The 22,387-nt window shown below is 61.2% G+C and carries 23 protein-coding genes; 17 read left to right on the forward strand and 6 right to left on the reverse strand.

Translation table 11 applies throughout. The features are described 5' to 3' along the window. Nucleotide 1 precedes the first annotated feature (1 nt). The 17 genes from ACYZTY_RS09565 to ACYZTY_RS09645 all read left to right on the forward strand — a co-directional run bounded on the left by ACYZTY_RS09565 (nt 2) and on the right by ACYZTY_RS09645 (nt 13,670). Nucleotides 2-658 (forward strand): SCO family protein, encoded by a 657-nt coding sequence (locus ACYZTY_RS09565; RefSeq protein WP_461958240.1) that lies wholly within the window; start codon nt 2-4, stop codon nt 656-658. Next, the gene (locus ACYZTY_RS09570) at nt 655-1,275 is read left to right on the forward strand and encodes an SCO family protein (protein WP_461958241.1); all 621 of its coding nucleotides are present in this window, start codon (nt 655-657) and stop codon (nt 1,273-1,275) included. The genes ACYZTY_RS09565 and ACYZTY_RS09570 overlap by 4 nt, the downstream gene beginning before the upstream one ends. Nucleotides 1,276-1,284: 9 nt before the next feature. Beyond that, nucleotides 1,285-2,853, forward strand: a complete 1,569-nt coding sequence (locus tag ACYZTY_RS09575) for a cytochrome c/ABC transporter substrate-binding protein (RefSeq protein ID WP_461958242.1) — start codon at nt 1,285-1,287, stop codon at nt 2,851-2,853. 14 nt (nt 2,854-2,867) lie between these two features. Continuing rightward, entirely contained in the window at nt 2,868-3,821 is a 954-nt protein-coding gene (locus ACYZTY_RS09580) for a peptidylprolyl isomerase (RefSeq protein WP_461958243.1), read from the forward strand. Nucleotides 3,822-4,039: 218 nt separating this feature from the next. Then, nucleotides 4,040-4,573: a response regulator gene (locus ACYZTY_RS09585; protein ID WP_461958244.1), complete on the forward strand. Its 534-nt coding sequence runs from the start codon at nt 4,040-4,042 to the stop codon at nt 4,571-4,573. 84 nt (nt 4,574-4,657) lie between these two features. Beyond that, nucleotides 4,658-6,364, forward strand: coding sequence for a GspE/PulE family protein (locus tag ACYZTY_RS09590; RefSeq protein ID WP_461958245.1), 1,707 nt, complete (start codon nt 4,658-4,660; stop codon nt 6,362-6,364). Then, on the forward strand, nt 6,345-7,148 hold the full coding sequence (locus ACYZTY_RS09595; protein WP_461958246.1) for a hypothetical protein: 804 nt from the start codon (nt 6,345-6,347) through the stop codon (nt 7,146-7,148). Before ACYZTY_RS09590 ends, ACYZTY_RS09595 begins: the two co-directional genes overlap by 20 nt. A 1-nt stretch (nt 7,149) precedes the next feature. Continuing rightward, entirely contained in the window at nt 7,150-7,695 is a 546-nt protein-coding gene (locus tag ACYZTY_RS09600; RefSeq protein WP_461958247.1) for a PilN domain-containing protein, read from the forward strand. Next, complete coding sequence (locus tag ACYZTY_RS09605; protein ID WP_461958248.1) at nt 7,682-8,230, forward strand: GspMb/PilO family protein; 549 nt, start codon at nt 7,682-7,684, stop codon at nt 8,228-8,230. Before ACYZTY_RS09600 ends, ACYZTY_RS09605 begins: the two co-directional genes overlap by 14 nt. Continuing rightward, on the forward strand, nt 8,230-8,748 hold the full coding sequence (locus tag ACYZTY_RS09610; RefSeq protein WP_461959289.1) for a hypothetical protein: 519 nt from the start codon (nt 8,230-8,232) through the stop codon (nt 8,746-8,748). The genes ACYZTY_RS09605 and ACYZTY_RS09610 overlap by 1 nt, the downstream gene beginning before the upstream one ends. Further along, the gene (locus ACYZTY_RS09615; RefSeq protein ID WP_461958249.1) at nt 8,745-10,595 is read left to right on the forward strand and encodes a secretin N-terminal domain-containing protein; all 1,851 of its coding nucleotides are present in this window, start codon (nt 8,745-8,747) and stop codon (nt 10,593-10,595) included. Before ACYZTY_RS09610 ends, ACYZTY_RS09615 begins: the two co-directional genes overlap by 4 nt. Nucleotides 10,596-10,597: 2 nt before the next feature. Continuing rightward, nucleotides 10,598-11,071: a type II secretion system protein gene (locus ACYZTY_RS09620; protein WP_461958250.1), complete on the forward strand. Its 474-nt coding sequence runs from the start codon at nt 10,598-10,600 to the stop codon at nt 11,069-11,071. 4 nt (nt 11,072-11,075) lie between these two features. Continuing rightward, nucleotides 11,076-11,450, forward strand: a complete 375-nt coding sequence (locus ACYZTY_RS09625; protein ID WP_042932745.1) for a type II secretion system protein — start codon at nt 11,076-11,078, stop codon at nt 11,448-11,450. Continuing rightward, the gene (locus ACYZTY_RS09630) at nt 11,425-11,964 is read left to right on the forward strand and encodes a type II secretion system protein (RefSeq protein ID WP_461958251.1); all 540 of its coding nucleotides are present in this window, start codon (nt 11,425-11,427) and stop codon (nt 11,962-11,964) included. Before ACYZTY_RS09625 ends, ACYZTY_RS09630 begins: the two co-directional genes overlap by 26 nt. A 44-nt stretch (nt 11,965-12,008) precedes the next feature. Then, entirely contained in the window at nt 12,009-12,356 is a 348-nt protein-coding gene (csgE, locus tag ACYZTY_RS09635) for a curli production assembly/transport protein CsgE (RefSeq protein WP_461959290.1), read from the forward strand. Continuing rightward, nucleotides 12,353-12,772 carry a curli assembly protein CsgF gene (locus ACYZTY_RS09640; protein WP_461958252.1) on the forward strand — a complete coding sequence of 140 codons (420 nt, stop codon included), beginning with the start codon at nt 12,353-12,355 and terminating at the stop codon, nt 12,770-12,772. The genes csgE and ACYZTY_RS09640 overlap by 4 nt, the downstream gene beginning before the upstream one ends. 31 nt (nt 12,773-12,803) lie before the next feature. Next, nucleotides 12,804-13,670, forward strand: coding sequence for a CsgG/HfaB family protein (locus tag ACYZTY_RS09645; protein ID WP_461958253.1), 867 nt, complete (start codon nt 12,804-12,806; stop codon nt 13,668-13,670). Between the two features lie 732 nt (nt 13,671-14,402). Here ACYZTY_RS09645 and ACYZTY_RS09650 read toward each other — a convergent pair. The 6 genes from ACYZTY_RS09650 to ACYZTY_RS09675 form a co-directional block, all read right to left on the reverse strand. Further along, entirely contained in the window at nt 14,403-14,783 is a 381-nt protein-coding gene (locus ACYZTY_RS09650) for a hypothetical protein (protein WP_461958254.1), read from the reverse strand. Beyond that, nucleotides 14,780-16,120, reverse strand: coding sequence for a hypothetical protein (locus tag ACYZTY_RS09655; protein ID WP_461958255.1), 1,341 nt, complete (start codon nt 16,118-16,120; stop codon nt 14,780-14,782). Before ACYZTY_RS09655 ends, ACYZTY_RS09650 begins: the two co-directional genes overlap by 4 nt. Before the next feature lie 470 nt (nt 16,121-16,590). Next, on the reverse strand, nt 16,591-18,039 hold the full coding sequence (locus ACYZTY_RS09660; protein WP_461958256.1) for a curlin: 1,449 nt from the start codon (nt 18,037-18,039) through the stop codon (nt 16,591-16,593). Nucleotides 18,040-18,066: 27 nt separating this feature from the next. Next, nucleotides 18,067-18,528 (reverse strand): curlin, encoded by a 462-nt coding sequence (locus ACYZTY_RS09665; RefSeq protein ID WP_461958257.1) that lies wholly within the window; start codon nt 18,526-18,528, stop codon nt 18,067-18,069. A 60-nt stretch (nt 18,529-18,588) separates the two neighbouring features. After that, nucleotides 18,589-20,835 (reverse strand): Ig-like domain-containing protein, encoded by a 2,247-nt coding sequence (locus tag ACYZTY_RS09670; protein ID WP_461958258.1) that lies wholly within the window; start codon nt 20,833-20,835, stop codon nt 18,589-18,591. 35 nt (nt 20,836-20,870) lie between these two features. Further along, nucleotides 20,871-22,217 (reverse strand): hypothetical protein, encoded by a 1,347-nt coding sequence (locus tag ACYZTY_RS09675; protein ID WP_461958259.1) that lies wholly within the window; start codon nt 22,215-22,217, stop codon nt 20,871-20,873. Nucleotides 22,218-22,387: the final 170 nt, after the last annotated feature.

Genomic DNA, 22,387 nt, shown 5'->3' on the forward strand with positions numbered 1-22,387 from the left:
CATGAATCGATTCGCACACCGTGGACTGCTGACGTTCTGCCTGTTGGCCGTCGGCATCGGCCAAGCCCTGGCGCACTCGGCGGATGAGCATGCTGGGCACGACATGCCGGCCAAAAGCGCCAGTTCAGAGAGTGCCCAGGTCAAATTCGCTGACGTGGCACTGGTGGACCAGAACGGCAAGCCGGTGCGTCTGGAAAAGGATCTGGTGACCAACAAGATCGTGGTCATGAGTTTCATCTACACCAGTTGCACCACGGTGTGCCCGGTGGTGTCCTCGATCATGGGCAAGGTGCAGAAACAACTCGGTGCCCGGGTCGGCGACGAGGTGCAGTTGGTGTCGATCAGCATCGACCCTCAGCGCGATGACGCCAAGCGCCTGAACGACTACGCCCGCAACTTCCAGAAAGGCCCGGGCTGGAGCTGGCTGACCGGCAGCTCGCAGTCGATCAACGAAACCCTCAAGGGCCTCGGCTCCTTCAGCGGTGATTTCAAAAGCCATCAACCGCTGATTCTGGTGGGGGACGGCAACAGCCGCCACTGGACGCGCTATTACGGTTTTACCGACCCGGCAGTGCTCACACGTGAAGTCGAGAAACTCAGCGGCCAGCGTAATGCCCACGCCAAACACACAGCCATTGCCATGGAGCACCAGCCATGAAAGCCCTCGTTTTGATCTTCCTGACGATGAGTTTTTGCGTGATCAGTTTTATGGCGTTTTCCCACGAAGGACACCAGGAGCCGGCGCCGGCGGTGGCCGCCGCGCAATCGGCCAGCGGCACGCGGGATGCGCAAACCTGGTTCACCGACACACCGTTGCAGGACCAGAACGGCAACACGCTGCGCTTCTACAGTGATGCGCTGCAAAACCGCGTGGTGCTGCTGAACGTGATTTTCACCAGTTGCAACGATGCCTGCCCGCTGATCACCCGCAAGCTCAAGGAAGTCCGTGAGGTGCTGGGCGACAAGGCCGATGGCATTACCTTTATCTCCCTTACCAGTGATCCGCTGCGCGATACGCCGGCGGTACTCAAGGCTTACACCTTGAAGCAGGGCGTCGATGGCCCCCACTGGCTTTTTCTCACTGGTGACAAGGCGCAGATGGACCTTGTACTGGGGCGCATCGGCCAGATTGTGCCGACCCCCGAGCAGCACTCAACGCAGTTGATCGTCGGTGACGTGGCCAACAAGCGCTGGAGCAAAATCCGTCCCGACGCACCGGCCGCCGCCATTGCCCAGCGCTTGCAGTTGCTGACAATGCCCGTGGCCGGTCGTTGAGCCCGCGCCATGAAAACTGCCCTCGTCCTCGTCCTCGTCCTCGTCCTCGGCCTGCTACTGCTTGTCGGCATCAACCTTGCCGCCAATGCGTTGCCGCTGAGCCCCAGCGAAAGCGCCGGTAAGCGGCTGTATCGCGAGGGTGTGTCCGGGAGCGGCGAGCCGATCATGGCCAGGGTCGGGGCAGCAGGTATGCTGCTGCCCGCCACCAGCCTGCCGTGCGCCAATTGCCATGGCGCCGATGCTCAGGGGCGTCCCGAAGGCGGGGTACGGCCGCCGGACATCAGCTGGTCGCGCCTTTCCAGCAATTACGGTCAGCAGCAAGTCAATGGTCGCAATTACCCGGCCTACACCGAGGGCACACTGGCACGGGCGATCCAGGAGGGGCGTGATTCGGCGAACAATCGGCTGGACCCGGCGATGCCGCGTTTCGTGCTGTCGATGAATGATCAGCGCAACCTCACTGCCTACCTCAAGCGCGTGGCCGAGGACCGCGATCCCGGGTTGACCGTCGACAGTTTGCACCTGGGCACTTTGTTGCCGAGCCAGGGACCGTTGAGCGAGGAGGGCGCCACGGTCGCCGCGGTACTCAAGGGCAGCGTGGCGCGGATCAACGAGGCGGGCGGGATTCATGGCCGGCAATTGCGCCTGACCATCCTCGATCCGGGCCCGGACCGCGCCAGTGCCGAACGGGCGCTGGACCGCTTGATCGACCAGGAACAGGTGTTCGCCCTGATCGCGCCGCTGGCACCTGCGCTCGACACAGAGCTGGCCACACGGCTGGAACGCGCCGGCATTCCGCTGATCGGTCCACTCTCGTTGCAGGGCATGGCCCAGGCCAGCCGGCAGATATTCGAACCGCTGTCCGGGCTGCGTGAACAGCTGATCGCCCTGGCTGACTACGGTGCCGCCAATTTGCGCTTGCTCCAGGGGCCGACGCTGATTGTCTACCCGGATGAGCCGAGCCAGCGACTGGCGGCGCAGAACCTCGGCCAGTACCTGCAAGATCGCGCCTGGCAGCAAGTGCGCCTGCAAGCCTTCAACTCGGCACAGGACGAGCTGCCGCTGGGCTCGCGATCAGTTTTTTATCTGGGCAGCGGCGTCGGTTTCAGTCGCCTCGCCGAGCGCTTGCAATCGGCAGGGCAGGTGCCTTACCTGTTCGCCGCGTCGAATCAGGTGGCAGGCGACCTGTTTCAACTGCCCAGTGGTTTTTCCCGGCGGGTGTTTCTGGCCTACCCGTTTGTGCCCAATGACTGGACGCTGGCCGGGCGCCTGGCCTTGACGCAATTGCGCAAGAACCAGGGGCTGGGCGGTGAGCACGCGGTGCTGCAAGTCGGCGCCTACAGTTCGATGCTGCTGATAAGCGAAGGCATGAAACAGGCCGGGCGCGACGCCAGCCGCGAGAAGCTCATCAGCGCCCTGGAAGGGTTGCACGATTTCGACACCGGGCTGACTCCGCTGATCAGCTTCGGTCCGGGTCGCCGACTGGGCTTGAGCGGTGCCCATATCGTCACCGTAGATTTGCCCGACCAGCGCTTCTATCTGGTCGCACCGTACAAACCCATTGCCGCGACACCCTGACGGGAGGCCTGATGATGAAACTCAAGACTCTGCTGATACTGCTGACGCTGTGGGGCCCCGTGGCGCTCGCCAGCAATGGCCCGGCCGCCGCGCGAGTCAACGGCGAGGTCATTTCCGAGTTCCGACTGGAGCGTTATTTCGCCGAGTACCTGGAGGACCAGGGCCGGGCGGTGGGCAGCATTCGCAACCCCACGGCGTACAAGCAATTGCGCAAGAAAGCGCTGGATGCCCTGATCGACAAGGAGTTGCTGTGGCAGGAGGCACGCAAGCGCGGGGTGGAGATCAGCGATGAAGTGGTGCAAAGCCAGGTCGAGCAGACGCGGCAAGCGATCGGTGGTGCCGAGGTGTTCGCCCGCCGGCTCGAAGACGCCGGTTTCGACGAAGCCACCTATATCGATTACACGCGCCGTGAACTCGCGGCACAAAAGGTGTTTGCCGACCTGGTCCAGGTGGTTGAACCGGACGAAAAACAAGTCCGCACGTTCTACGAGGAACATCGCGCCGAAATGAGCACGCCAGAGCAAATCCAGGCGCGGCACATCCTGGTCAAAGTGCCTCAGGGAGCCGATGCCGCCACAGTTGAAGCAGCACGGCTACGCTTAGAGGAGATGCGGGTGAAAATCGGCCAGGGCGAGGACTTTGCCAGCGTTGCCCGGGCCGGCTCCGAAGATGCTTCCGCCACCGAAGGCGGGGATCTGGGCTATTTTCCCCGTGGGCGCATGATGCCGGAATTCGAAGCAGCGGCATTTGCCCTGGCGCCAGGGGCCGTCAGCGCACCGGTGCGTACGCCGCTGGGCTGGCATTTGATTTACTTGCAGAACCACAGGGAGGCGGCCGATGTCTCAGAAGTTCAGGGGCTTGAAATGGTTCGGGCTTACCTTGCCCGACAGCAAAAGGATCAGGCTCGTCTACAGGTTCTGGCGCAGTTGCGATCAAACAATCGTATCGAACGGATTGACGATGATTGAAGCGTCCCCCCCAAATGTGGGGAAAGCTTCAGGGCAAATCCGAGCGCTTCCCCGCCTTTGGGGGACGGGGTTCCTGAACGAAAAGATTTTTTCATGAAAATCATAGAGATGAAGCGGTCGAAAACCGGCGCTCAGTCTGGCATGAAGTGTGCGTTAGCCTAATTAAGGCGCGTACTCCCAGGCACGAATATCGGACCTGCGGTTTCAAGGAGTCCACCTTGTTAAACAAAGTACTGGTTGTTGAAGACGAACAGCTGCTGGCGGAAAACCTCAAGAATTATCTCGAGGCGCAAGCACTGGAAGTCCGGATAGCTCACGACGGTGCCAAGGCAATCGACGAAGTCGAACGTTTTGCACCCGATGTGATGGTGTTCGATTACCGCTTGCCCGATATGGAAGGCTTTGAGGTGCTCGCTGCCGTCCGCCAGAACAGGAAATGCCATTTTGTGCTGATTACCGGGCACCCAACCGCTGAAGTCTGTGAGCGGGCCCGGCAACTGGGAGTCAGCCATATCCTGTTCAAACCGTTTCCAATGGCGGAATTGGCCCGAGCAGTCTGCGACCTTCTGGGGATAAAGCGCGAAGCCAAACCGGGCGCGAGCCCATCCAAAGGTTTCGTCGAACGACGCCAGAGCAGGACCGAAAGTTTCCCGCTGCAGTTGTACGACGGCAGTTGGGTGCTGGCAGATCGTCGACGAAGTACATCGACTTCCAAGGCACCAGACGACGGACAATTGCTCACCGGGGAGTAGTGGCGCGACAAGACGTTCCGGCATACGCCGTAATGGCCTGCCGCGTCGACAGGGCTCAAAGCCCCCGGCGTTGGAGAGCATGCCATGGACCGTCTACCCCTTGCCGTCGAACCGGCGTTGTTGGAATGTGTACCGTCGCGATTTTCCAGTGAGCAACTGGCACAGGCCCGGGCCTTGGCAACCAGTTCCGGCGAGCGGGTTCTGGAAGCCCTCGGGGTGTTGTGCGAACTGGCCCCCATGCCCTTCATCCAGTGCCTCGGCGCTACCCTGCATTATCCGGTGCTCGACACCGACACCCTGTTTCAAGCCACCCCGGTGTTCGACCGGGTCACCCTGGCCCAATGCCTCAAGCGCGAATTCATCCTGCTGCGTCACGACGATGCGGTCATTGGCGTGTTTGCCGACCCCTTCGATACATCGCGTCTGGCCTGGATCGATGATTGCCTGCACGGCGCGCCGCTGTACCTGGTGCATGCCGACGACCTGAAAGCCTATCTGGCGCGTCACGAAGAGAGTTTCCACGCGGTGGAATCGCTCAACGCCCAGGCCGACGCCAATGTCGAAATCGATACGCTGCAAAGCCTGTCCCTGACCAGCATCAGCGAAGACGCCAGCGTGGTGGTCAAACTGGTCAACTCGACGCTCTACGACGCGCTGAAAATGCACGCCAGCGACATCCATCTGGGCACCACCGGCAGCGGCCTGGTGATCAAGTACCGGATCGACGGCGTGCTGAACAACATCAGCAAAATCCAGGGCAGCGAGTTCGCCGAGCAGGTGATCTCCCGGGTCAAAGTCATGGCCGAACTGGACATCGGCGAAAAACGCGTGCCCCAGGACGGTCGCTTCAAGATCGGCATCAGCGGCCGGCAGATCGACTTCCGGGTGTCGATCATGCCGAGCATTTTTGGCGAAGACGCGGTGCTGCGGGTCCTCGACAAACAGGACCTGGCGGACAAAGTCAGTGGCGTGCAATTGCAGGCCCTGGGCTTTGAAGACGAAACCCTGCGCGCGCTGCGCCGGCTGGCCGCCGAACCTTACGGCATGGTGCTGGTGACGGGCCCGACCGGTAGCGGCAAGACCACCACGCTCTACGCGATGATCACCGAGATCAACCACGGCGTGGACAAGATCATCACCATTGAAGACCCGGTGGAATACCAACTGCCGGGGGTCCTGCAAATCCCGGTCAATGAAAAGAAAGGCCTGACCTTTGCCCGTGGCCTGCGCTCGATTCTGCGCCATGACCCGGACAAGATCATGGTCGGTGAAATCCGCGACCCCGATACCGCGCAGATTGCCGTGCAATCGGCCCTGACCGGGCACCTGGTGTTCACCACCATTCACGCCAACAACGTGTTCGACGTGATCGGCCGCTTTACCCAGATGGAAATCGACCCTTACAGCCTCGTCTCGGCCCTCAATGCGGTGCTGGCTCAGCGGCTGATTCGCCTGGTGTGCGCCAGTTGCAGTGCGCCGTGCAACCCGACCGATGAAGAGTTGCGCCTCTCCGGGCTCGACCCGCAAAAGGTCGATCATTACCACTTCGTCCATGGCAAAGGCTGCGGCCATTGCCGGGGCACCGGTTATCGCGGGCGGACCGCGATTGCCGAGCTGCTGCACCTGGATGATGAACTGCGGCAAATGATCGTCGAGCGTCAACCCGTTTCGAAGATCAAGGCACACGCTTGCAAACGTGGCTTGCGCCTGTTGCGCGAGTCCGCTCTGGAACTGGTGCAGGAAGGGCGGACCACGCTCGAGGAGATCAATCGTGTCACTTTTGTCTCGTGATCGTTATGTCGCCGTGCTCGGCGCCAGTGGTGTCGGCCTGGGCCAGCGCAAGGGTGGCGACACCCAGTGGCTGGGCAGCGTCGGCTTTATCGACGAAGGCTTCCATGCCTGGGCCGTCGCCCTCGAAACCCTCGACCGCTTGCTGGGTGAACACGCGCCTGCCGGTGCAGAATTGAGCGTGGTGGTCTCCGGTCACTTCAGCCGTTTCTGCCTGGTGCCCTGGAGCGAACAAATCACCAGCCCTGACGAATTGCTCGGGTTTGCCCAACTGTGTTTCGAAGACCTCTACGGCGTACCGACTCAACCCTGGAGCATGGTGCTGTCGGCGGAACCTGCGGGTTTCGACCGGATTGCCACGGCACTGCCGCAAGACTTGTTGGCGCGTCTGCGCAGCCTGGCCAGCGGTCGCGGCCTGCGCCTGCAGTCGGTGCAGCCTTACCTGATGGCAGCGTTCAATCACTTCGATAAAAGCCTCGACGCCGGCGACTTCCTGTTCGTGGTTGCCGAGCCGGTGCGCAGTGTCTTGCTGCTGGCCAGGGAAGGGCGCTGGACCTCGGTGCGCTCGGTGGGCAGCAGCGACAGCGATGCCGCACTGACCGCGCTGATCGGCCGTGAAAGCCAGTTGCAGGCCTCCACCAGCGAGCGGCCGCTGAACGTTTATCTGCACGCACCCGCGCGGATTGACGTGCAGCCCGACGTACCCGGTGTGCATCTGCGCACCCTCGAAGAGGACCGGACATCCGTACACGATTGTTTGTACGTGATGTCCCGGGCGGTGGCCTGACATGCGCCCCCTGACGCTCGACTTCCAGCCACGCCGCCGCTCGGGTCCATTGGGCTGGAGCCTGCTGGCGGGCGGCGTGGTGCTGGTCGTGACCTGTTTTGTCGCTCAGCAGCACGTCGCCGAACAAGCCTCGCAACAACAGGGCCATTTGCAGCACGCCCAGCGCGAACTCACGGGCGACACCGGCAGCAAAGTCACCCTGAGCCCGGCCGAAACCCGCGAACAAGCCCAGAACCTGGCGGAAATGCGCAAGGTCTCGCAGCAACTTCGCCGGCCTTGGGAACGCCTGTTCGCCATGCTCGAAGCGATGCCGCGCGACAACATCGCGCTGCTGACCCTGACCCCGGATGCCCGCAAGGGCCAGGTGCGCATCAGCGCCGAGGCTCGGGACCTGGAAGCGATGCTCGATTTTCACCGCCGCCTCGAAGCCAGCGACGAGCTCTCCGATGTGTCGCTGCTCAGCCACGAAATCGTCGTGAAATCACCGGAACAACCGGTGCAATTCAACCTGTCGGCTAGCTGGGAGATCGGCGATGCAAATCTCTAGATTGATCGTCCACGAATACCTGCAAGGCCTGGGCGTGCCCGGCCTGGCAGGGCTGGCGATGTTGCTGCTGGCGCTGGCCTGGGCCTTGGGTGGCCTGATGCCGGACTGGAACTCGCTGCAAACCCTCAGCCAGCAGACCCGTGAAGCCGGCGAATACCTGGCCAAGGTTGAAGACGGCAGTGTCGCCGCCCCGGTGGTGCCGCAACGTCAGCTCGACGACTTCCGCAGCAAGTTGCCGTCGCAGCCGCAAGCCACCGTGGCCATCGACAAGATCTACGCGCTGGCGGCCCAGGAACACATCACCCTGGCACGGGGCGAATACTCACTGGGCATCGACCCCAAGACCCATCTGGCGCGTTATCAGATTCTGCTGCCGGTGCGCGGCAGCTACCCGCAACTGCGGCGCTTCCTGCACGCGTTGCTCGGCCAGTTGCCGGCGGTGGTGGTGGAGGACGTGGAGTTCCAGCGCAAAAAGATCGCCGACACCGACCTGACCGGGCGGATCCGCATGACCCTTTACCTGTCGAGGTCATGATGAATACCAAACGCGTAGTGGGCTGGGTGGCGTTCTTCGGCGTGGCCGCGGCGCTGACCTGGGGGCCTGATTACTTCATGCCGTCAGACGAAAGCGATGTCTCGGTCGCAACCGCGACAACGCCCGCCAAAAGCAAAACCCGCGGCACGCTGCCGGCCGTGGCAGCCAATGGCAAACCAGCGGCAATCAAAGACCTGAGCCCGTCCGGCGATCTGTTCGCCGCCCGCAGCTGGAAGGCTGCACCGACGCTGGCCAGCGTCACTGAACAACCCGTCAACCCGACCCCGGTGGTGCAAGTCCCCAGCGTACCGCCGATGCCTTTCCAGTTCGTCGGCAAGATGAGTGACCGTTCCGACCTGCAAGTGTTTTTGCAGAACGGCGAAAAAATATACGTCGTACGCAAAGGGGATGTGATCGACGACACCTGGCGGATCGAGGAGATTTCCGACGTGGAACTCAGCTTTGTCTACCTGCCTCTGCATTTGTCCCAGACCTTGTCTGTGGGGAGCACGCAATGATCAGATCATGCCGTAATACGCTAGGAGCGCTGATGAGCCTTTGCCTGTGCGCAGGGCTGGCCGCATGCAGCTCGGCGCAGGTTGCCAAAGAGGAGGGGACCGACCTGATGGCGTCGGGGCAGTATGAAGCCGGCCTGGCCCGTATCGAGGAAGGGCTCAAGGAAAACCCTCGCAACACCGAACTGCACCTCGCCCTGACCAGCGGCCGTGCCCGTGCCGTGACGGCGTTGTTGACCCAAGGCGACATGGATCGCGCCCAGCGTGATTTCGCGTCGGCACGCATGGCGTATAGCCGGGTGTTGACCATCGAACCCAACAACCGTCGGGCCCAGGACTCCCTGCGCCAACTCGAACACATGCGCAGTCTCGATGACAAACTCGAACTGGCCCGGGGCGACCTGCGTCGCGGCGACATCTACGGCGCCGACCGCCAGGTCAAACAGATCCTCGAACTGGACCCCAAGAATGAAGGCGCCCTGGAGCTGCAAAGCAATATCCGTCTGGTGCAAAGCCGCAACGTGATTCCTTATCCGCAACTGCGCACCCGTCTCGACCGGCCGGTGACCCTGGAATTTCGCGATGCCAACCTGAAAACCATTTTCGAAGTGCTGTCCCAGGTCGCCGGTTTGAACTTCATCTTCGACAAGGACCTGCGCCCGGACATGAAAGCCACCATCTTCGTGCGTGACGTGCGCATCGAAGATGCCGTGGAACTGCTGCTGCAACAGAACCAGCTGCATCAGAAAGTGGTGAACGAAAACACCTTGCTGATCTACCCCGACTCACCGCAGAAGCTCAAGGATTACCAAGAGCTGGTGATGCGCACCTTCTACCTCACCAGCATCGATGCCAACACCGCGCTGAACATGATCAAAACCATGCTCAAGACCCGTGACGTGTTCGTCGATGAGCGCCTCAACACCCTGACCATGCGCGACAGCGAAGACGCCGTGCGCATGGCCGAGAAACTCCTGCAATCCCAAGACCAGTCCAACCCGGAAGTGGTGCTGGAAGTGGAGGTGATGGAAGTCGCCACGCAGCGGATTCTCGACCTTGGCCTGCAATGGCCGAACACCTTCGGCGTGGTCAACAGCGACGGTTCGGCGGTGACCCTGCTCGATCAACTCAAAGGCATCAACTCCAGCCGGATCACCATTTCGCCGTCGCCTCAGGCCAAGATCAACGCCCAGGACAACGACATCAATACCCTGGCCAGCCCGGTGATCCGCGTCAGCAACCGTGAGCAGGCGCGTATCCACATCGGTCAGCGTGTGCCGATCATCAGCGCCACTTCGGTGCCGTCTACCCAAGGCCCGGTGATCACCGAAAGCGTCACCTACCTGGACGTCGGTCTGAAGCTCGAAGTGCAGCCGACCGTGCACCTCAACAACGAAGTGGCGATCAAGATCGCCCTGGAAGTCAGTAACGCCACGCCGCTGGAGCCGACCCGCCAGGGCACCATTCCGGTTCAGGTCGACACCCGCAACGCCCAGACCACCCTGCGTCTGCATGACGGCGAAACCCAGGTGCTGGCCGGTCTGATGCGCGATGACCATGGCGCCACGGGCAACAAGATTCCGGGCCTTGGTGACATCCCCGGTCTTGGCCGTTTGTTCGGCAGCAACAAGGACACCGTCGGCAAGTCCGAACTGGTGCTCTCCATCACCCCGCGGATCGTGCGCAACCTGCCGTACCAGAGCCCGTCGGACATGGAATTCCCGACCGGCACCGAAACCAGCATGCACATCCAGGCGCCTGACCGCCGGATGCCAGCGCCGATTCAGAACGAACACATCGACCGGCCGGTTGCTTCCAATTCCACCACCGCTGTCGTCGAAAAGCCTTGATCATGAACGCCTCGCAACGTGGTTTTACCTTGATTGAAGTCGTGGTGACGCTGGCCCTGATCGGTCTGCTGGCCGGCATGGCCGCGCCGCTGACCGAGACCGTGGTACGCCGGGGCAAAGAGCAGGAATTGCGCACGGCGCTGTACCAGATCCGCGACGCCATTGACGCTTACAAGCGCGCCTTCGACGCCGGTTACATCGAGAAGTCGCTGAACAGCAGCGGCTATCCACCGAGCCTGCAAGTGCTGGTGGAAGGCGTGCGTGATGTGCGCAGTGCCAAGGGTGCCAAGTTCTACTTTCTGCGGCGCTTGCCCCGTGACCCGTTGACGCCGGTCAAGCGTGACGACGACGGTGGCTGGGGCTTGCGCTCTTACGACAGCACGGCTCAAAACCCGCGGGATGGCGAAGACGTCTTCGACGTTTACTCCCATGCACGCGGCAAGGGTCTCAACGGCATTGCCTACCGGGAGTGGTGAGAACATGCGTCGGGAAAAGGGTTTTACCCTACTGGAACTGATGGTGGTCATGGCAATCATCGCGACCCTGATGACCATCGCCTTGCCACGCTATTTCAACAGCCTCGAAGCCTCGAAAGAAACCACGCTGCGCCAGAGCCTGTCGGCCATGCGCGAAGCACTGGATCACTACTACGGCGACACCGGGCGCTATCCCGATTCCCTGGAGCAACTGGTGGAACAGCGCTACCTGCGCAACCCGCCGATGGACCCGATTTCCGAGCGCAAGGACCTCTGGGTGCTGGTCGCGCCGCCGGACGGCGTACCGGGCGGGGTCGCCGATATCAAAAGCGGTGCCACAGGGAGGGCGCGTGATGGCAGCCTTTATTCCGAGTGGTAAGCCCGCCGATGAGGCCGGGTTCACTTACCTGGGCGTGCTGTTTCTGATCATGTTGATGGGCATGGGCCTGGCCAGTGCCGGCGAGTTGTGGTCGACCGCCTCGCGCCGTGATCGCGAACGCCAATTGCTGTGGGTCGGCACGCAGTACGCCCAGGCATTGCGCAGTTATTACCGCAGTTCGCCGGGCCTGGCGCAGTACCCGAAAGAGCTTGAAGACCTCTTGCAGGACGAGCGTTTTCCGACGCCCAAACATCATATTCGCCAGCTGTACCCAGACCCGATCGGCGGTGGTGAATGGACTTTGATGCGCGGGTTCGACGGGCGCATCACCGGCCTCAACAGTCCGTCCACGGACCTGCCGCTGAAGCAGTCGGACTTCCCCAGCCAGTGGTCGGACTTCACCGGCATGGCGAGCTACAAGGACTGGCAGTTCGTGGCCGAGAAAGCCTTCCTCGATGGCGCCTCGGGCCCGGCGAAAAGCCACTCCGCATCGCCTCAGGGGGGGACGCCATGAACCGCCGCCAATGGCTGTCGGCCCTGATCCTCGCGTGCGTGGCGATGTTCGCGAACGCCAGCGAGGAGGACGAAATGAAGGGTTTTATCGTCGATGACACGATCTCGCACATCGGCCACGACTTTTACTACTCGTTCAGTGAACGCCTGCGCGCCACCAGCCCGATGGATTTCAACCTGGTGGTACGCGAACGACCTTCGGCACGCTGGGGCAGCCTGGTGACCGTGGAATATCAGCAACGACTGGTTTATCGGCGCTTCCTGCCACCGAACACCGTGGAACTCAAGGACGAGGCCTATGACGCCGCCGACTGGGTTCGCGGACAGATTGTCCAGCGCAAGCTGGAAGCCTTGTTGCAGGACACTACGGACCTTGAGAGGGACGAATTATGAAAACGAAAACAGTCTCACGGAACCTCGGGCTCTGGTTGATCGGGCTGGGCAGTTGCAGCCTGGTGCACGCCACGGAGCTGGTTTACACACCCATCAACCCCTCGTTCGGCGGCAATCCGTTGAACGGCACCTGGTTGCTGAACAACGCCCAGGCGCAAAACGACTACGACGATCCTGATCTGAAAAACCGCACGTCGGTGGCTGGGACTTCGGCCCTTGAACGCTTCACCAGCCAATTGCAATCGCGGCTGCTGGGGCAGTTGCTGGACAACATCTCCACGGGCAATACCGGGAGCCTGTCCACCGACGCTTTTATCGTCAACGTCGTCGACGACTCCGGTGCACTGACCATTGAAGTGACCGACCGAGTGACCGGTGAAATTTCGGAAATCCAGGTGAATGGCCTCGCCCCTTGAAGGGGATTCGGGTCAATGGGGAGAAATGGACATGAAAAAAATAATAGCGCTGGGGCTGATGTTGGCGGCATTGCAAGGGTGCAGTCTGCGCGAGAATGTGGGGGCCGAGCAGGACACCGAGTCACCGACCCTGACACCTCGGGCGTCGACCTATTACGACTTGATCAACATGCCACGACCCAAGGGCCGGTTGATGGCGGTGGTGTACGGCTTCCGGGATCAGACCGGGCAGTACAAACCGACCCCCGCCAGTTCGTTTTCGACCAGCGTGACCCAAGGCGCGGCGAGCATGTTGATGGATGCGTTGCAGGCCAGTGGCTGGTTTGTGGTGCTGGAACGGGAAGGCCTGCAGAACCTGCTGACCGAGCGCAAGATCATCCGCGCCTCGCAGAAGAAGCCCAATACACCGGTGAATATTCAGGGCGAGTTGCCACCGTTGCAGGCGGCGAATCTGATGCTGGAAGGCGGGATCATCGCCTATGACACCAACGTGCGCAGTGGCGGGGAAGGGGCGCGGTACCTGGGGATTGATATTTCCCGGGAGTATCGGGTGGACCAGGTGTCGGTGAACCTTCGCGCGGTGGATGTGCGCAGTGGGCAGGTGCTGGCGAATGTGATGACCAGCAAGACGATTTACTCGGTGGGCCGCAGTGCCGGGGTGTTCAAGTTTATCGAGTTCAAGAAGCTGCTTGAGGCTGAGGTGGGTTACACCACTAACGAGCCGGCGCAGTTGTGTGTGTTGTCGGCGATCGAGTCGGCCGTCGGGCACCTGTTGGCCCAGGGGATCGAGCGGAATTTGTGGCAGGTGGCAGGGGATAATTCTTCGCCTGATAACAATGCGACGCTGGATCGTTACCTGACTCAGAACAAGGTTGTGCCTGAGGGGGAGGAAGAGTGAGCCGAGGCGGCCTTCGGGCCGACCAGGTTCCCCAATGTACCGCCGTCCAACTGTAGGAGCGAGGCTTGCCCGCGAAGGCGGCCTAGTAGCCGACCAATCTCTTTCAGGTGCACATATCCATTCCTGCGGTTACGGCCGCTTATGGTTTCGCTTTTACAGCGAGTCCCTTTTTCAAACGCCAAAAAGGAACCAAAAGGCTTCGCCCCAACGTCCGGCCCCTCGCTTAGGCTCGGCGTACCCTCGCTCCGGCATTCATCTGGGGGCATCGCCTCCGGTCGGCTTCGCTTCGACCTCCTCTCGATGTGTGCGGCTTCGCCGCACGGCGCTACGCGCCCACCCCCCAGATGAACGCCTCTACTCGGCCTCCCGAAGGGGCGGGCAGATCAAGATCAAGAGCTGCAGGCGAGCTAACGCTCGGCCTGTTGAGTGGTGAGGAGCGAAAGGTGTACGCCGATTTACTGTAGGAGTGAGCCTGCTCGCGAAGGTGGCCTGATAGCCGGCCAATTTCTCGCAGTCATAACCAGGTATTAGCTGAATGTGAATACTCGCTCAATTATCTTGAGTACCGACTTCCCATCAGCCTTATACAAACCAGCTAATGGCTGCTGCTCAGAAAGTCGGTGCAATTTGAAGTGGTTGTAGAACGCTTGGCCCAAACGCTGGCCGCTGAACCTTCCTGCGCAATGCATTGATAGGTGGTGAAGCGCTGGTTTGTCTCGTGACGAAAAATCTTTAAGCCAGACCCGCATATTTGGCCCAGCCATACATTGCAATCATCCAGACAACGCAGAACAGATTGATATGACCTGGAACTACGATCCAAGGTCGCAGATACGCAGGAAAGGTCTTCACTTCTTCAACTGAGGCGGGATCCAAGCGACGTTGATAATTGAATACCAAGAGGGAATAGATCATTCCCATACTTCCTAGTCGGTTCATGAAACCGCCTGTCGGACTGAACCGTTGGTGCCCGACCAGATTCGACCTCACAAAGTGCGCCTGGCACTCATCCGCTTTGAAGTAGGCGACGTACACCGAAACGGCTGTGTTTATCAGCATCACTGCTGCCCAGAGCAGGCAGGATGTCAAAAACGCCCAGTCATGCTGAGTCATGGAGCAGTAGCCTGATAAAGCATCTCTCCAGAAACTTCACCGAGAACTGCCCCTCCGTCTGCAGTGCCTGCGATCACAAACCCACTTACGACCAACATACACACGAGTCCACCTACACCGACGGTTCCCGCGCCGATGGCAGCACACGTTATAGGGGCAACAATCGGCGCCAGACGACCTGCCGCTATGCCGCCCAACACATTGCCAGATAACTTCGAGCCTTCAACAAACTTCACCTGACGACATTCTTCCTCGCGACCACTACGGCAAGTCTCGCTTATTTTCATTGCCGCTGAACCTGAACCCAGAGCAATCGCTACGTAACCGCCCACCTTCATGTATTTCACGGCTTGAGAGACTGCCTGGATGTTCGTTGCGTAACCCGGCAACTGCGTGGGAGAGCCTGCCTTGCTCCAATGATGAATAGTTTTGCGGGATGAAAGTCCCAGCGCTCTTTTGAGTTTGGGATGATCTGCGAGACCGAGTCCCTTACGCACCAGAGGTCCGAAGCCAACGTCCAGTTTCGTCATCAGACGTTTGCGTTGGGCAAAAAAGCCTGGTGAATGCAAATGACCGTGTTGTCGGTACTGCTCTTGATGTAGTCGCTCCAGTTCTTTGAGAGTATCGCCGAGGTCTTCCAAATGACGACCGACCATAAACGTCGCCACGCCTAGCCCACCAGAAGAGATTCCCAGAAACGGCTCAATCACCTCATGGTGCTCAACCATGAACGAAGCCTCTTCATCACTCAGATCTTCGAGCGCCTCGTTAACCTTCTGCGCAGCAATCATCATCTGCGCCTCTTCACGCCGGCACATGTAGTGCCGTGAATCGCTGAAGATCACCATTTGCCCCGGCTTCACGTGTTCACCCAGATGGCGATTGAGCGAACGAAATCCGCGACGTAGCGCATCGCTTGGCGAGCTCTCATACAGCGAGCGTTCCAGCGACTCAAGGCTCATGGGCTTTTCAACAATATGAAATCCTGACTCCGCCGGTTTGGGCTGGGTGAAGGCGTGATCTTCGACCCGATGTTGCGCCGGGGGTGGTTCGGGTGGGGTCTTGAATCCATTCCATGAGCCGCCCCCGTTTTCCGGATTGACGCGAAGCGTGACCATTGCCCAATCGCCAATGCTCACGGCGTTGAGCAGTTTTTGCTGGTGGGCGGCTTGCATGTAGTTCGAGCTGTTGGCGCCCACGGCATTGAGCAGGTCGTCGAACCCTTGTAAGTCGTACGGGTAGTTCAGGGCCTGGCGAAGGGAGTCGGCTGCTTGATGGCTGTCGAGTACCTGGCCGCGCTCGCCGACGAGTTGGTGTGGGGGGATGAGTTTTGTCACGCTTTGTGCCCGATCCTTGGAAACGGGGCACTTTGGCGATGGGACTCAAGTGTGAATGCCGGAGGATTCGGTAAAACTTGTAGGGCAAGTCCGAAATCCTGGCGGCGTTTGGGGGAGGGTGGTTAGTCAGCAGGTGATGGGCTGGATTGAGAGGACAATCGCGGGCAAGCCACGCTCCCACAGGGGGGGCTCGACGTACACAAAATCTGTGTCCCTAAAAGATCAACTGTGGGAGCCAGCCTGCTGGCGATTGCCTATTTTCATTCGGCATTGATGTCGGCTGACACTCCGTCATCGTCGGAACGCCGCCCGGAGCAGGCTCACTCCTACAGGGGATTTTTGTCGTTCACAAAATCGGTGTCCCATGGAGATCAAATGTGGGGGCGAGCTGACTTTAAGGAGACTCCTCTCCATCAGGCAAAAAAAAACCGCTACCCTCCCCCAAGGGCCGCGGTTTTTATGCCTTGCGATTATTGCTGCAGCACAGTCGCCCGGTTGTCAGAACCGAACTGCTGGACATTCGCCATCTGGGTCACGCCACTCTGGTCAACACTGGCAATGTTCCCGGTACCGCCCTGGGTCACGTACGCCACGTTCATGGTGTCAGCCTGTTTGACGGTGATCAGGTTGTCGCTGCCATACAGCTGCGTGGTGAACGCCTGGTTGCCCGTGCCCGACTGGTCGAACTCGGTGGTGTTGCCCGTGCCGTTGGTGGTGCCCTGGGCCAGGTTGGTGGTACCGCGCTGGTCGGCGATCAGGATGTTGTCGCTGCCGTTCTGGTCGAAGTACAGCTCGTTGTAGGAGTCGGCCTGGCTGATGGTGGTTTTGTTGCCGCTGCCGGTCTGGTTGGTGGTCATGACGTGGCCAACGCCATCCTGTTTGAAGCTGGCGATGTTGCCGTTGCCGGCCTGGGTGACGGTTGCAACCTGGTTGCTGCCGAATTGGCCGCCCAGTTGCGGGCCTTTCCAGTTGCTGGCGTAGACCTTGTTTTCGGTACCCACGGAGGTGGCGGTCAGCACATGGCTGTCGCCGCTCTGGTAGGTGAAGTGCACGTTGCCGGTGCCTTGCTGGTACAGCGCGAGCACCGAGCCGACGGAGTCGAACTGGTCGGCGTAGATGGCGTTGACGTCACCGACTTGCAAGACTTGGGCATAGTTGTTTTGGCCGAAGCTCTGGTCGACCACGGTTTCGTTGGTTTGCCCGTATTGGTTGACGGTGGCCTCGCTCGCGGTTTGTGCGCCTTGCCAGACCTCACTGCCGTTGAAATCACCGAACTGGTTGATGGTGATGACGCCGCCGTTGCCATCGCGCTGGTCGGCATAGGCGTAATTGCCTTCGCCGGCCTGGTTGATGCCAATCTCGCCGCCCATGTGCGCGATCTGTTCGGCCGCGCCGTAGTTGGCGGTGCCGTACTGGATGATCGTCGCGTTGTTGGCGATGCCCAGTTGAATCTGCTCGATATTGGCCTCGTTGTTATCACCGAACTGGAAGGTCTGGCCTTGGGTGGCTTCCTGGCTGTCCTGATAGATGAACGAGAAGTTGCCGCTGCCCGACTGTTGTTGCAGCGCCTGGTTTTCGCCCATGCCGATGGACTGGCTGGCATGGCTGGTGTTGCCGCTGCCGACCTGTTGCTGGGTGATGAGGCCGCCGTTCTCAAACAGTTGCTCACCGTAACCGGCGTTGTAGTCGCCGACTTGATCCTGAGTGATGGTGCCGGTGGCGTTGTCTTGCACCGCCGCGGCATCGTTACCCTGGCCGAGTTGCTGTTGGGTGGCGGTACTGAACGGGGCCGCGGTCTGTTTCACATCGGCAACGTTGGCGGTACCGAACTGGTCCTGGGTGGAAACGCTGTCGTCGGCCATTGCCTGGGCACTGACAATGACCAGGATGGCGGCGGTGAGGGGCGTCAGTTTGAACATGATGAAACCTCCAAGGGGTGCAGTGCTTTAGCGATATTGTTTAACCGAAACGCTCATGCCGTTTCCCGACTGGGTCACGGCGCTTGAAAGCCCCGTACCGGCCTGGTCGATGCTGGCGTCGTTGTTATTGCCGTTCTGGGAAATCTGCGCGCGGTTGTGGCTACCGTTTTGGGTGATTGAGGCGGCGTTGCCAGAACCTTGCTGGGTGATCATTGCCATGAGGTCGCTGCCTTGTTGCAGGATGTAGGCTTCCTGATTACTGCCCGACTGGACGATGGTGCCGAGCAACGATTGGCCGTTCTGTTGCAGCAGCGCCACGTTGGCCTGGCCGTTCTGGTCGATCAGCGCGTGCTGGCCAACCGGTGGAGGCAACTCGCCGAGGTCGGCGGAGGGTGCCAGGTCGTCGTTCTCCATCAAATCGTCGGCGCGCACGCCTGCACTGCTGCAAAGCAGAAGCAGGCACAGCAGGGCGGCGGTCGGCGTTTTCATGGCGTTGTCCTGTGGGAAGAGGCCGGCCCCACCCACCGAATCGGCGGGCGGGGCGAGGGCTCAGTTGGCGGTGACCGTCACGGTACGCACGGTGCCTTGGGAGGAGCGGATGGTGGCCGTCGGATTAGCGGACGGGATCACCGTGGTGCTGTTGCCCACCGTCAACCGCCAGCGACCGGTCACCGGCACGGTGGTGGTGCCCAGGGTTACCAGCCCGGTCGGGGTGGTGACCTGTACGGTGATGGTGTTGCCGGTGATCACCGATGAGGTGCCCGCAAAGTCCCAGGTGAAGCGGTTGTTGGAGCGGGCCGACACCGTGGCCGTGGTCACTGCGAAGGTTTCCGCAGCAGGCCTTGGCGAGACTTGCACCGTGACCGTCGCCGGTGTCGACAGGGCGCCGAAGCTGTCCCGGGCGATGTAGGTGAAGGTGGTGGTGAAGGCCGTGGTGACCGTGGCCGGTGGGGTGTAGGTGATGACGGTGCCGTCAGTGGTGACGGTGCCGCGACCGGCTGCCGGTGGGGTCAGGCTGGCGACGGTGAGCGGCACGTTGCCTTCCGGATCGGTGTCGTTGGCCAGCACGTTGATCGGAATTGCCACACCCAGGGTTGCGATGCTGTCGGCGACGGCCACCGGAGACTGGTTAGGCGCCACGGTGATGGTCACGGTCGCCGGAGCGGTCGAGGCCAGGCCTTTGACGTCTTGAGCCTTGTAGGTGAAGGTCGCTGTCAGCGGTGCATTGACCACGGCAGGCGGGGTGTAGATCACCGCTGCCGTGCCGCTCAATGCCACGGTGCCTTGCCCGTCAGCCGGTGGGGTCAGCGCGGTGATGCTCAGCGGCGTGTTGCCGTCAGGGTCACTGTCGTTGGCCAGCAGGTTGAGGGTCAGCGGCACGCCGAAGCTGGTGCTGCCGGTGTCGGCGACGGAGAGCGGCGCCTGGTTCTCGCCGGTATCCGGTGCAGCCCCGACGACTACGACAAGCTCGGTATCACTGCCGCCAGCGGCGGATTTGACCGTGACGGACGCCGGTGGCTGAGTCAGGTCGGCGACGGTGATTTTTTGCAGGGTGCCGGTTTTCGACAGACGTCCGTAACCCTGCGCGACCATGTCCGGCACCGCCACTTCATCCGTGGAGGTGGCCTCGATCAGCAGGCTGTGATTGCTCCAGTTGTAGCGAGCGGTCTGGATTTTCACCAGGTCGGTGAGCTTGCTCGAGACTGCCGTAGGCCGGGTGGTGCCGGCCGGGTTGGTAGCGGTGACCACCACGACCGGAGGCACGGTGGCACCCGTCAGGCGCTGGCCGAAGAACAGGCCGGTGTTGTCGCCGAGCATGCTGGTCAGGCAGGGCGTCTGCGGTGGTCCGGGCACAAGGGCCACGGTTTCGCGGAAGCACAGGCTCGAACCGTTGGCCGATTTGCCAAACACTTCGACCCGGGTACTGCTGGTGCCCGGGCCTGAAGAGGTGCGGCGGTAAGTGGCGCGGCCAATTTCAACCGGGGTTTGCGCACGGTTGTCGAGGACTTTGCCCGACACGGTAAAGAGGTTGGTCTCGATGGTCCCGGCAGGCCCCTGCACACGCAGGAAGTTATTATTGAACGGGCTGCCGGTGACCGCTTCGGTGAGGTTCGGATCGCCGACGTAAGTCTCGGTGGAACCGGTGTCCGGGTTCACTTCGGTGTACGGACCGTTGACGCTGCTCAGGAATGGCCCGATTTGACCATTGAGAGCACCGCTGAAATCACCCGGTACGCCGATGCCGATGTCGCGGGTGATGTTGATCGCCCGACGGCCCGGCGTGGTGACGTTGACCGTTTCCACGCCGTACGGGTGGGTGATGGTGTAGGTCCCGGCGACAGGCACGTTCACCCGCAGACGAATCCGCGCGAAGCTTGCCTGATCGCCGTCGACAGGGTTTTCGGACGTGAATGCCGCTTCGATCGCGGCCACGTAGGCGTCCACGCCATAGCCTCCGACATCGGCGATGGTGGTCTCGGCGAGGTACCAGAACGCTTCCGGTGGCCAGTTATCCGGAAAAACCATTGGCTGGGTGTCGTCGAAAACCCCGGGTTCCGGATTCAGGATGCACATGTAGGAGGGCGCGCCAGGTGCGCCAGGCGACCGCGAGCTGGTCGCCCGCGACTGGCACAGTTCCAGCGACAGCAGATTGTTGTCCTGGTACCACATCGGGAATTTCCCGGTGGCAAAGGTGTAGGGGCCGGGGTCGACGGCAGCGAGCTGCGCGAAAGCACTCCCGGACAACGATAGAGTCAGTCCCAGGGCGTTGAGCGCCAGGCGTGGCAATTTGTTCATGATGCCTCCTGATGAGGATCTGGGCATGTGTGCGTTCATTGCACGATGACCACTTCTTCGATATCGCTGCCGCCATTGGATGACGTCACTCGAACCTTGGCCGGTGGAATCGGCGAGATGCCGGTCGCCAGGGATTTCACTGCGCCATCGCCACTCAGGGCGCCGATGGCGACACCGGTGCCGGTGGTGGCGGTGAGTACCGGCGGCGAGGTTTCATCGCTGGTCGAAGCCACTACCGTGATTTGCGCAGTGCTCAAGCTGTACTGGGCGGTCTGGATCACCACCAGGTCCGTCAATGGCATCGACAGCGTGGTCGGTGTGCTGGTGGGAATGGCCAGGTGGTTGTCGGCGGTCACCACGAGGTTGCTTGGCAACGTCGGGTTGGTTGCGGACTGGGCGTACCAGCGGCCGGAGGTATCAGCCTCGGTCAGGTTCAGCACCGGGCTGTTGCTGTCCAGGGTCACGGTGGCCGGTGGCGGCGGCGCCATGACGAACACATCCTGCTGCGCCACCGGTGCGCTTTCACCGGTCTTGCGCGAGTAAGTGCTGCGCTCGGTGATCATCGGCGTTGGCCGGACCACGGTCGACAACTTGCCGGAAATGGCCATGACCGTCGTGCGCAAGTCCAGACCGTTAGGCCCTTCGATGCGAATGTAGTTGGTATTGAAAGGGCTGCCGGTGAAGGCTTCTTCCAGATTCGGATCGCCAACGAATCGTTCGGCCGAACCGGTGACCGGGTTGGTTTCGGTGTAGGGGCCGTTGACGCTGCGCAGGAACGGGCCGATGTCACTCTTGAGGGCGCCGTCGTAGGTTTTCGGCGTGCCGATGCCGATGTCGCGGGTCATGTTGATGGCGCGAGTCCCACCGGCGGGAACGTCAAAGATGTCGACGCCGTAGGGGTGGGTGATGGTGTAGACACCGGCGGTGGGCACGTCCACCCGAATGCGGATGCGGCCGAAACTGACCTGGTCGCCTTCTACCGGTTCTTCAGCGGCGAAGGCGGCTTCCACGGCGCTGACATAGGACAGGTCGATGCCCCGTGCGGCATCGACGATTGAGCCGTCACCGGTGAACCAGAACGACTCATCGGGAAAGTTGGTCGGGAAAACGATGGGCTGCGCGTCGTCGAAAACCCCGGGGGTCGGATTCAACAGGCACATGTAGGCCGGCGCACCGGGTGCACCGGCAACCCTGGAGCTGACTGCCTTGGACAGGCACAAGTCGAGGGTTCGACCATGGCTGTCCTGATACCAGGCGGCGAACGAGCCGTTGTCTGGCACATAGGGGCCGGGGTCTACGGCAAACAGCGCTGCCTGGGCAACACCTTGGGCTAAAGCGCTGACGACCAGGGCGGCCGCCGTTTTGGACAGTAAAGGGTGCATGAGTATTCCCTCTATCGAAGTACCTGCCCCGTAGGGATGGGTCAGTCGAGGAGGCTTTGGCAACTTCCATACCAATCTTTCAAAACAACCGGCAGAGGCCCGCAGTGAAAGGCGTGTAGCGCGCAAACGGTTTCGCGGCGCCGAGGGCGCGAGCGGGCGACTGTCCCCAG

This window comes from Pseudomonas sp. LB1P83 (assembly GCF_054897885.1).

Excerpts from the sequence above, each read along its gene's own strand:
- ACYZTY_RS09565 (WP_461958240.1), top strand. The coding sequence starts at position 2 with ATGAATCGATTCGCACACCGTGGACTGCTGACGTTCTGCCTGTTGGCC.
- ACYZTY_RS09570 (WP_461958241.1), top strand. The coding sequence starts at position 655 with ATGAAAGCCCTCGTTTTGATCTTCCTGACGATGAGTTTTTGCGTGATC.
- ACYZTY_RS09575 (WP_461958242.1), top strand. The coding sequence starts at position 1,285 with ATGAAAACTGCCCTCGTCCTCGTCCTCGTCCTCGTCCTCGGCCTGCTA.
- ACYZTY_RS09580 (WP_461958243.1), top strand. The coding sequence starts at position 2,868 with ATGAAACTCAAGACTCTGCTGATACTGCTGACGCTGTGGGGCCCCGTG.
- ACYZTY_RS09590 (WP_461958245.1), top strand. The coding sequence starts at position 4,658 with ATGGACCGTCTACCCCTTGCCGTCGAACCGGCGTTGTTGGAATGTGTA.
- ACYZTY_RS09600 (WP_461958247.1), top strand. The coding sequence starts at position 7,150 with ATGCGCCCCCTGACGCTCGACTTCCAGCCACGCCGCCGCTCGGGTCCA.
- ACYZTY_RS09605 (WP_461958248.1), top strand. The coding sequence starts at position 7,682 with ATGCAAATCTCTAGATTGATCGTCCACGAATACCTGCAAGGCCTGGGC.
- ACYZTY_RS09610 (WP_461959289.1), top strand. The coding sequence starts at position 8,230 with ATGAATACCAAACGCGTAGTGGGCTGGGTGGCGTTCTTCGGCGTGGCC.
- ACYZTY_RS09615 (WP_461958249.1), top strand. The coding sequence starts at position 8,745 with ATGATCAGATCATGCCGTAATACGCTAGGAGCGCTGATGAGCCTTTGC.
- ACYZTY_RS09620 (WP_461958250.1), top strand. The coding sequence starts at position 10,598 with ATGAACGCCTCGCAACGTGGTTTTACCTTGATTGAAGTCGTGGTGACG.
- ACYZTY_RS09625 (WP_042932745.1), top strand. The coding sequence starts at position 11,076 with ATGCGTCGGGAAAAGGGTTTTACCCTACTGGAACTGATGGTGGTCATG.
- ACYZTY_RS09630 (WP_461958251.1), top strand. The coding sequence starts at position 11,425 with ATGGCAGCCTTTATTCCGAGTGGTAAGCCCGCCGATGAGGCCGGGTTC.
- csgE (WP_461959290.1), top strand. The coding sequence starts at position 12,009 with ATGTTCGCGAACGCCAGCGAGGAGGACGAAATGAAGGGTTTTATCGTC.
- ACYZTY_RS09640 (WP_461958252.1), top strand. The coding sequence starts at position 12,353 with ATGAAAACGAAAACAGTCTCACGGAACCTCGGGCTCTGGTTGATCGGG.
- ACYZTY_RS09645 (WP_461958253.1), top strand. The coding sequence starts at position 12,804 with ATGAAAAAAATAATAGCGCTGGGGCTGATGTTGGCGGCATTGCAAGGG.
- ACYZTY_RS09650 (WP_461958254.1), bottom strand. The coding sequence starts at position 14,783 with ATGACTCAGCATGACTGGGCGTTTTTGACATCCTGCCTGCTCTGGGCA.
- ACYZTY_RS09660 (WP_461958256.1), bottom strand. The coding sequence starts at position 18,039 with ATGTTCAAACTGACGCCCCTCACCGCCGCCATCCTGGTCATTGTCAGT.
- ACYZTY_RS09665 (WP_461958257.1), bottom strand. The coding sequence starts at position 18,528 with ATGAAAACGCCGACCGCCGCCCTGCTGTGCCTGCTTCTGCTTTGCAGC.
- ACYZTY_RS09670 (WP_461958258.1), bottom strand. The coding sequence starts at position 20,835 with ATGAACAAATTGCCACGCCTGGCGCTCAACGCCCTGGGACTGACTCTA.
- ACYZTY_RS09675 (WP_461958259.1), bottom strand. The coding sequence starts at position 22,217 with ATGCACCCTTTACTGTCCAAAACGGCGGCCGCCCTGGTCGTCAGCGCT.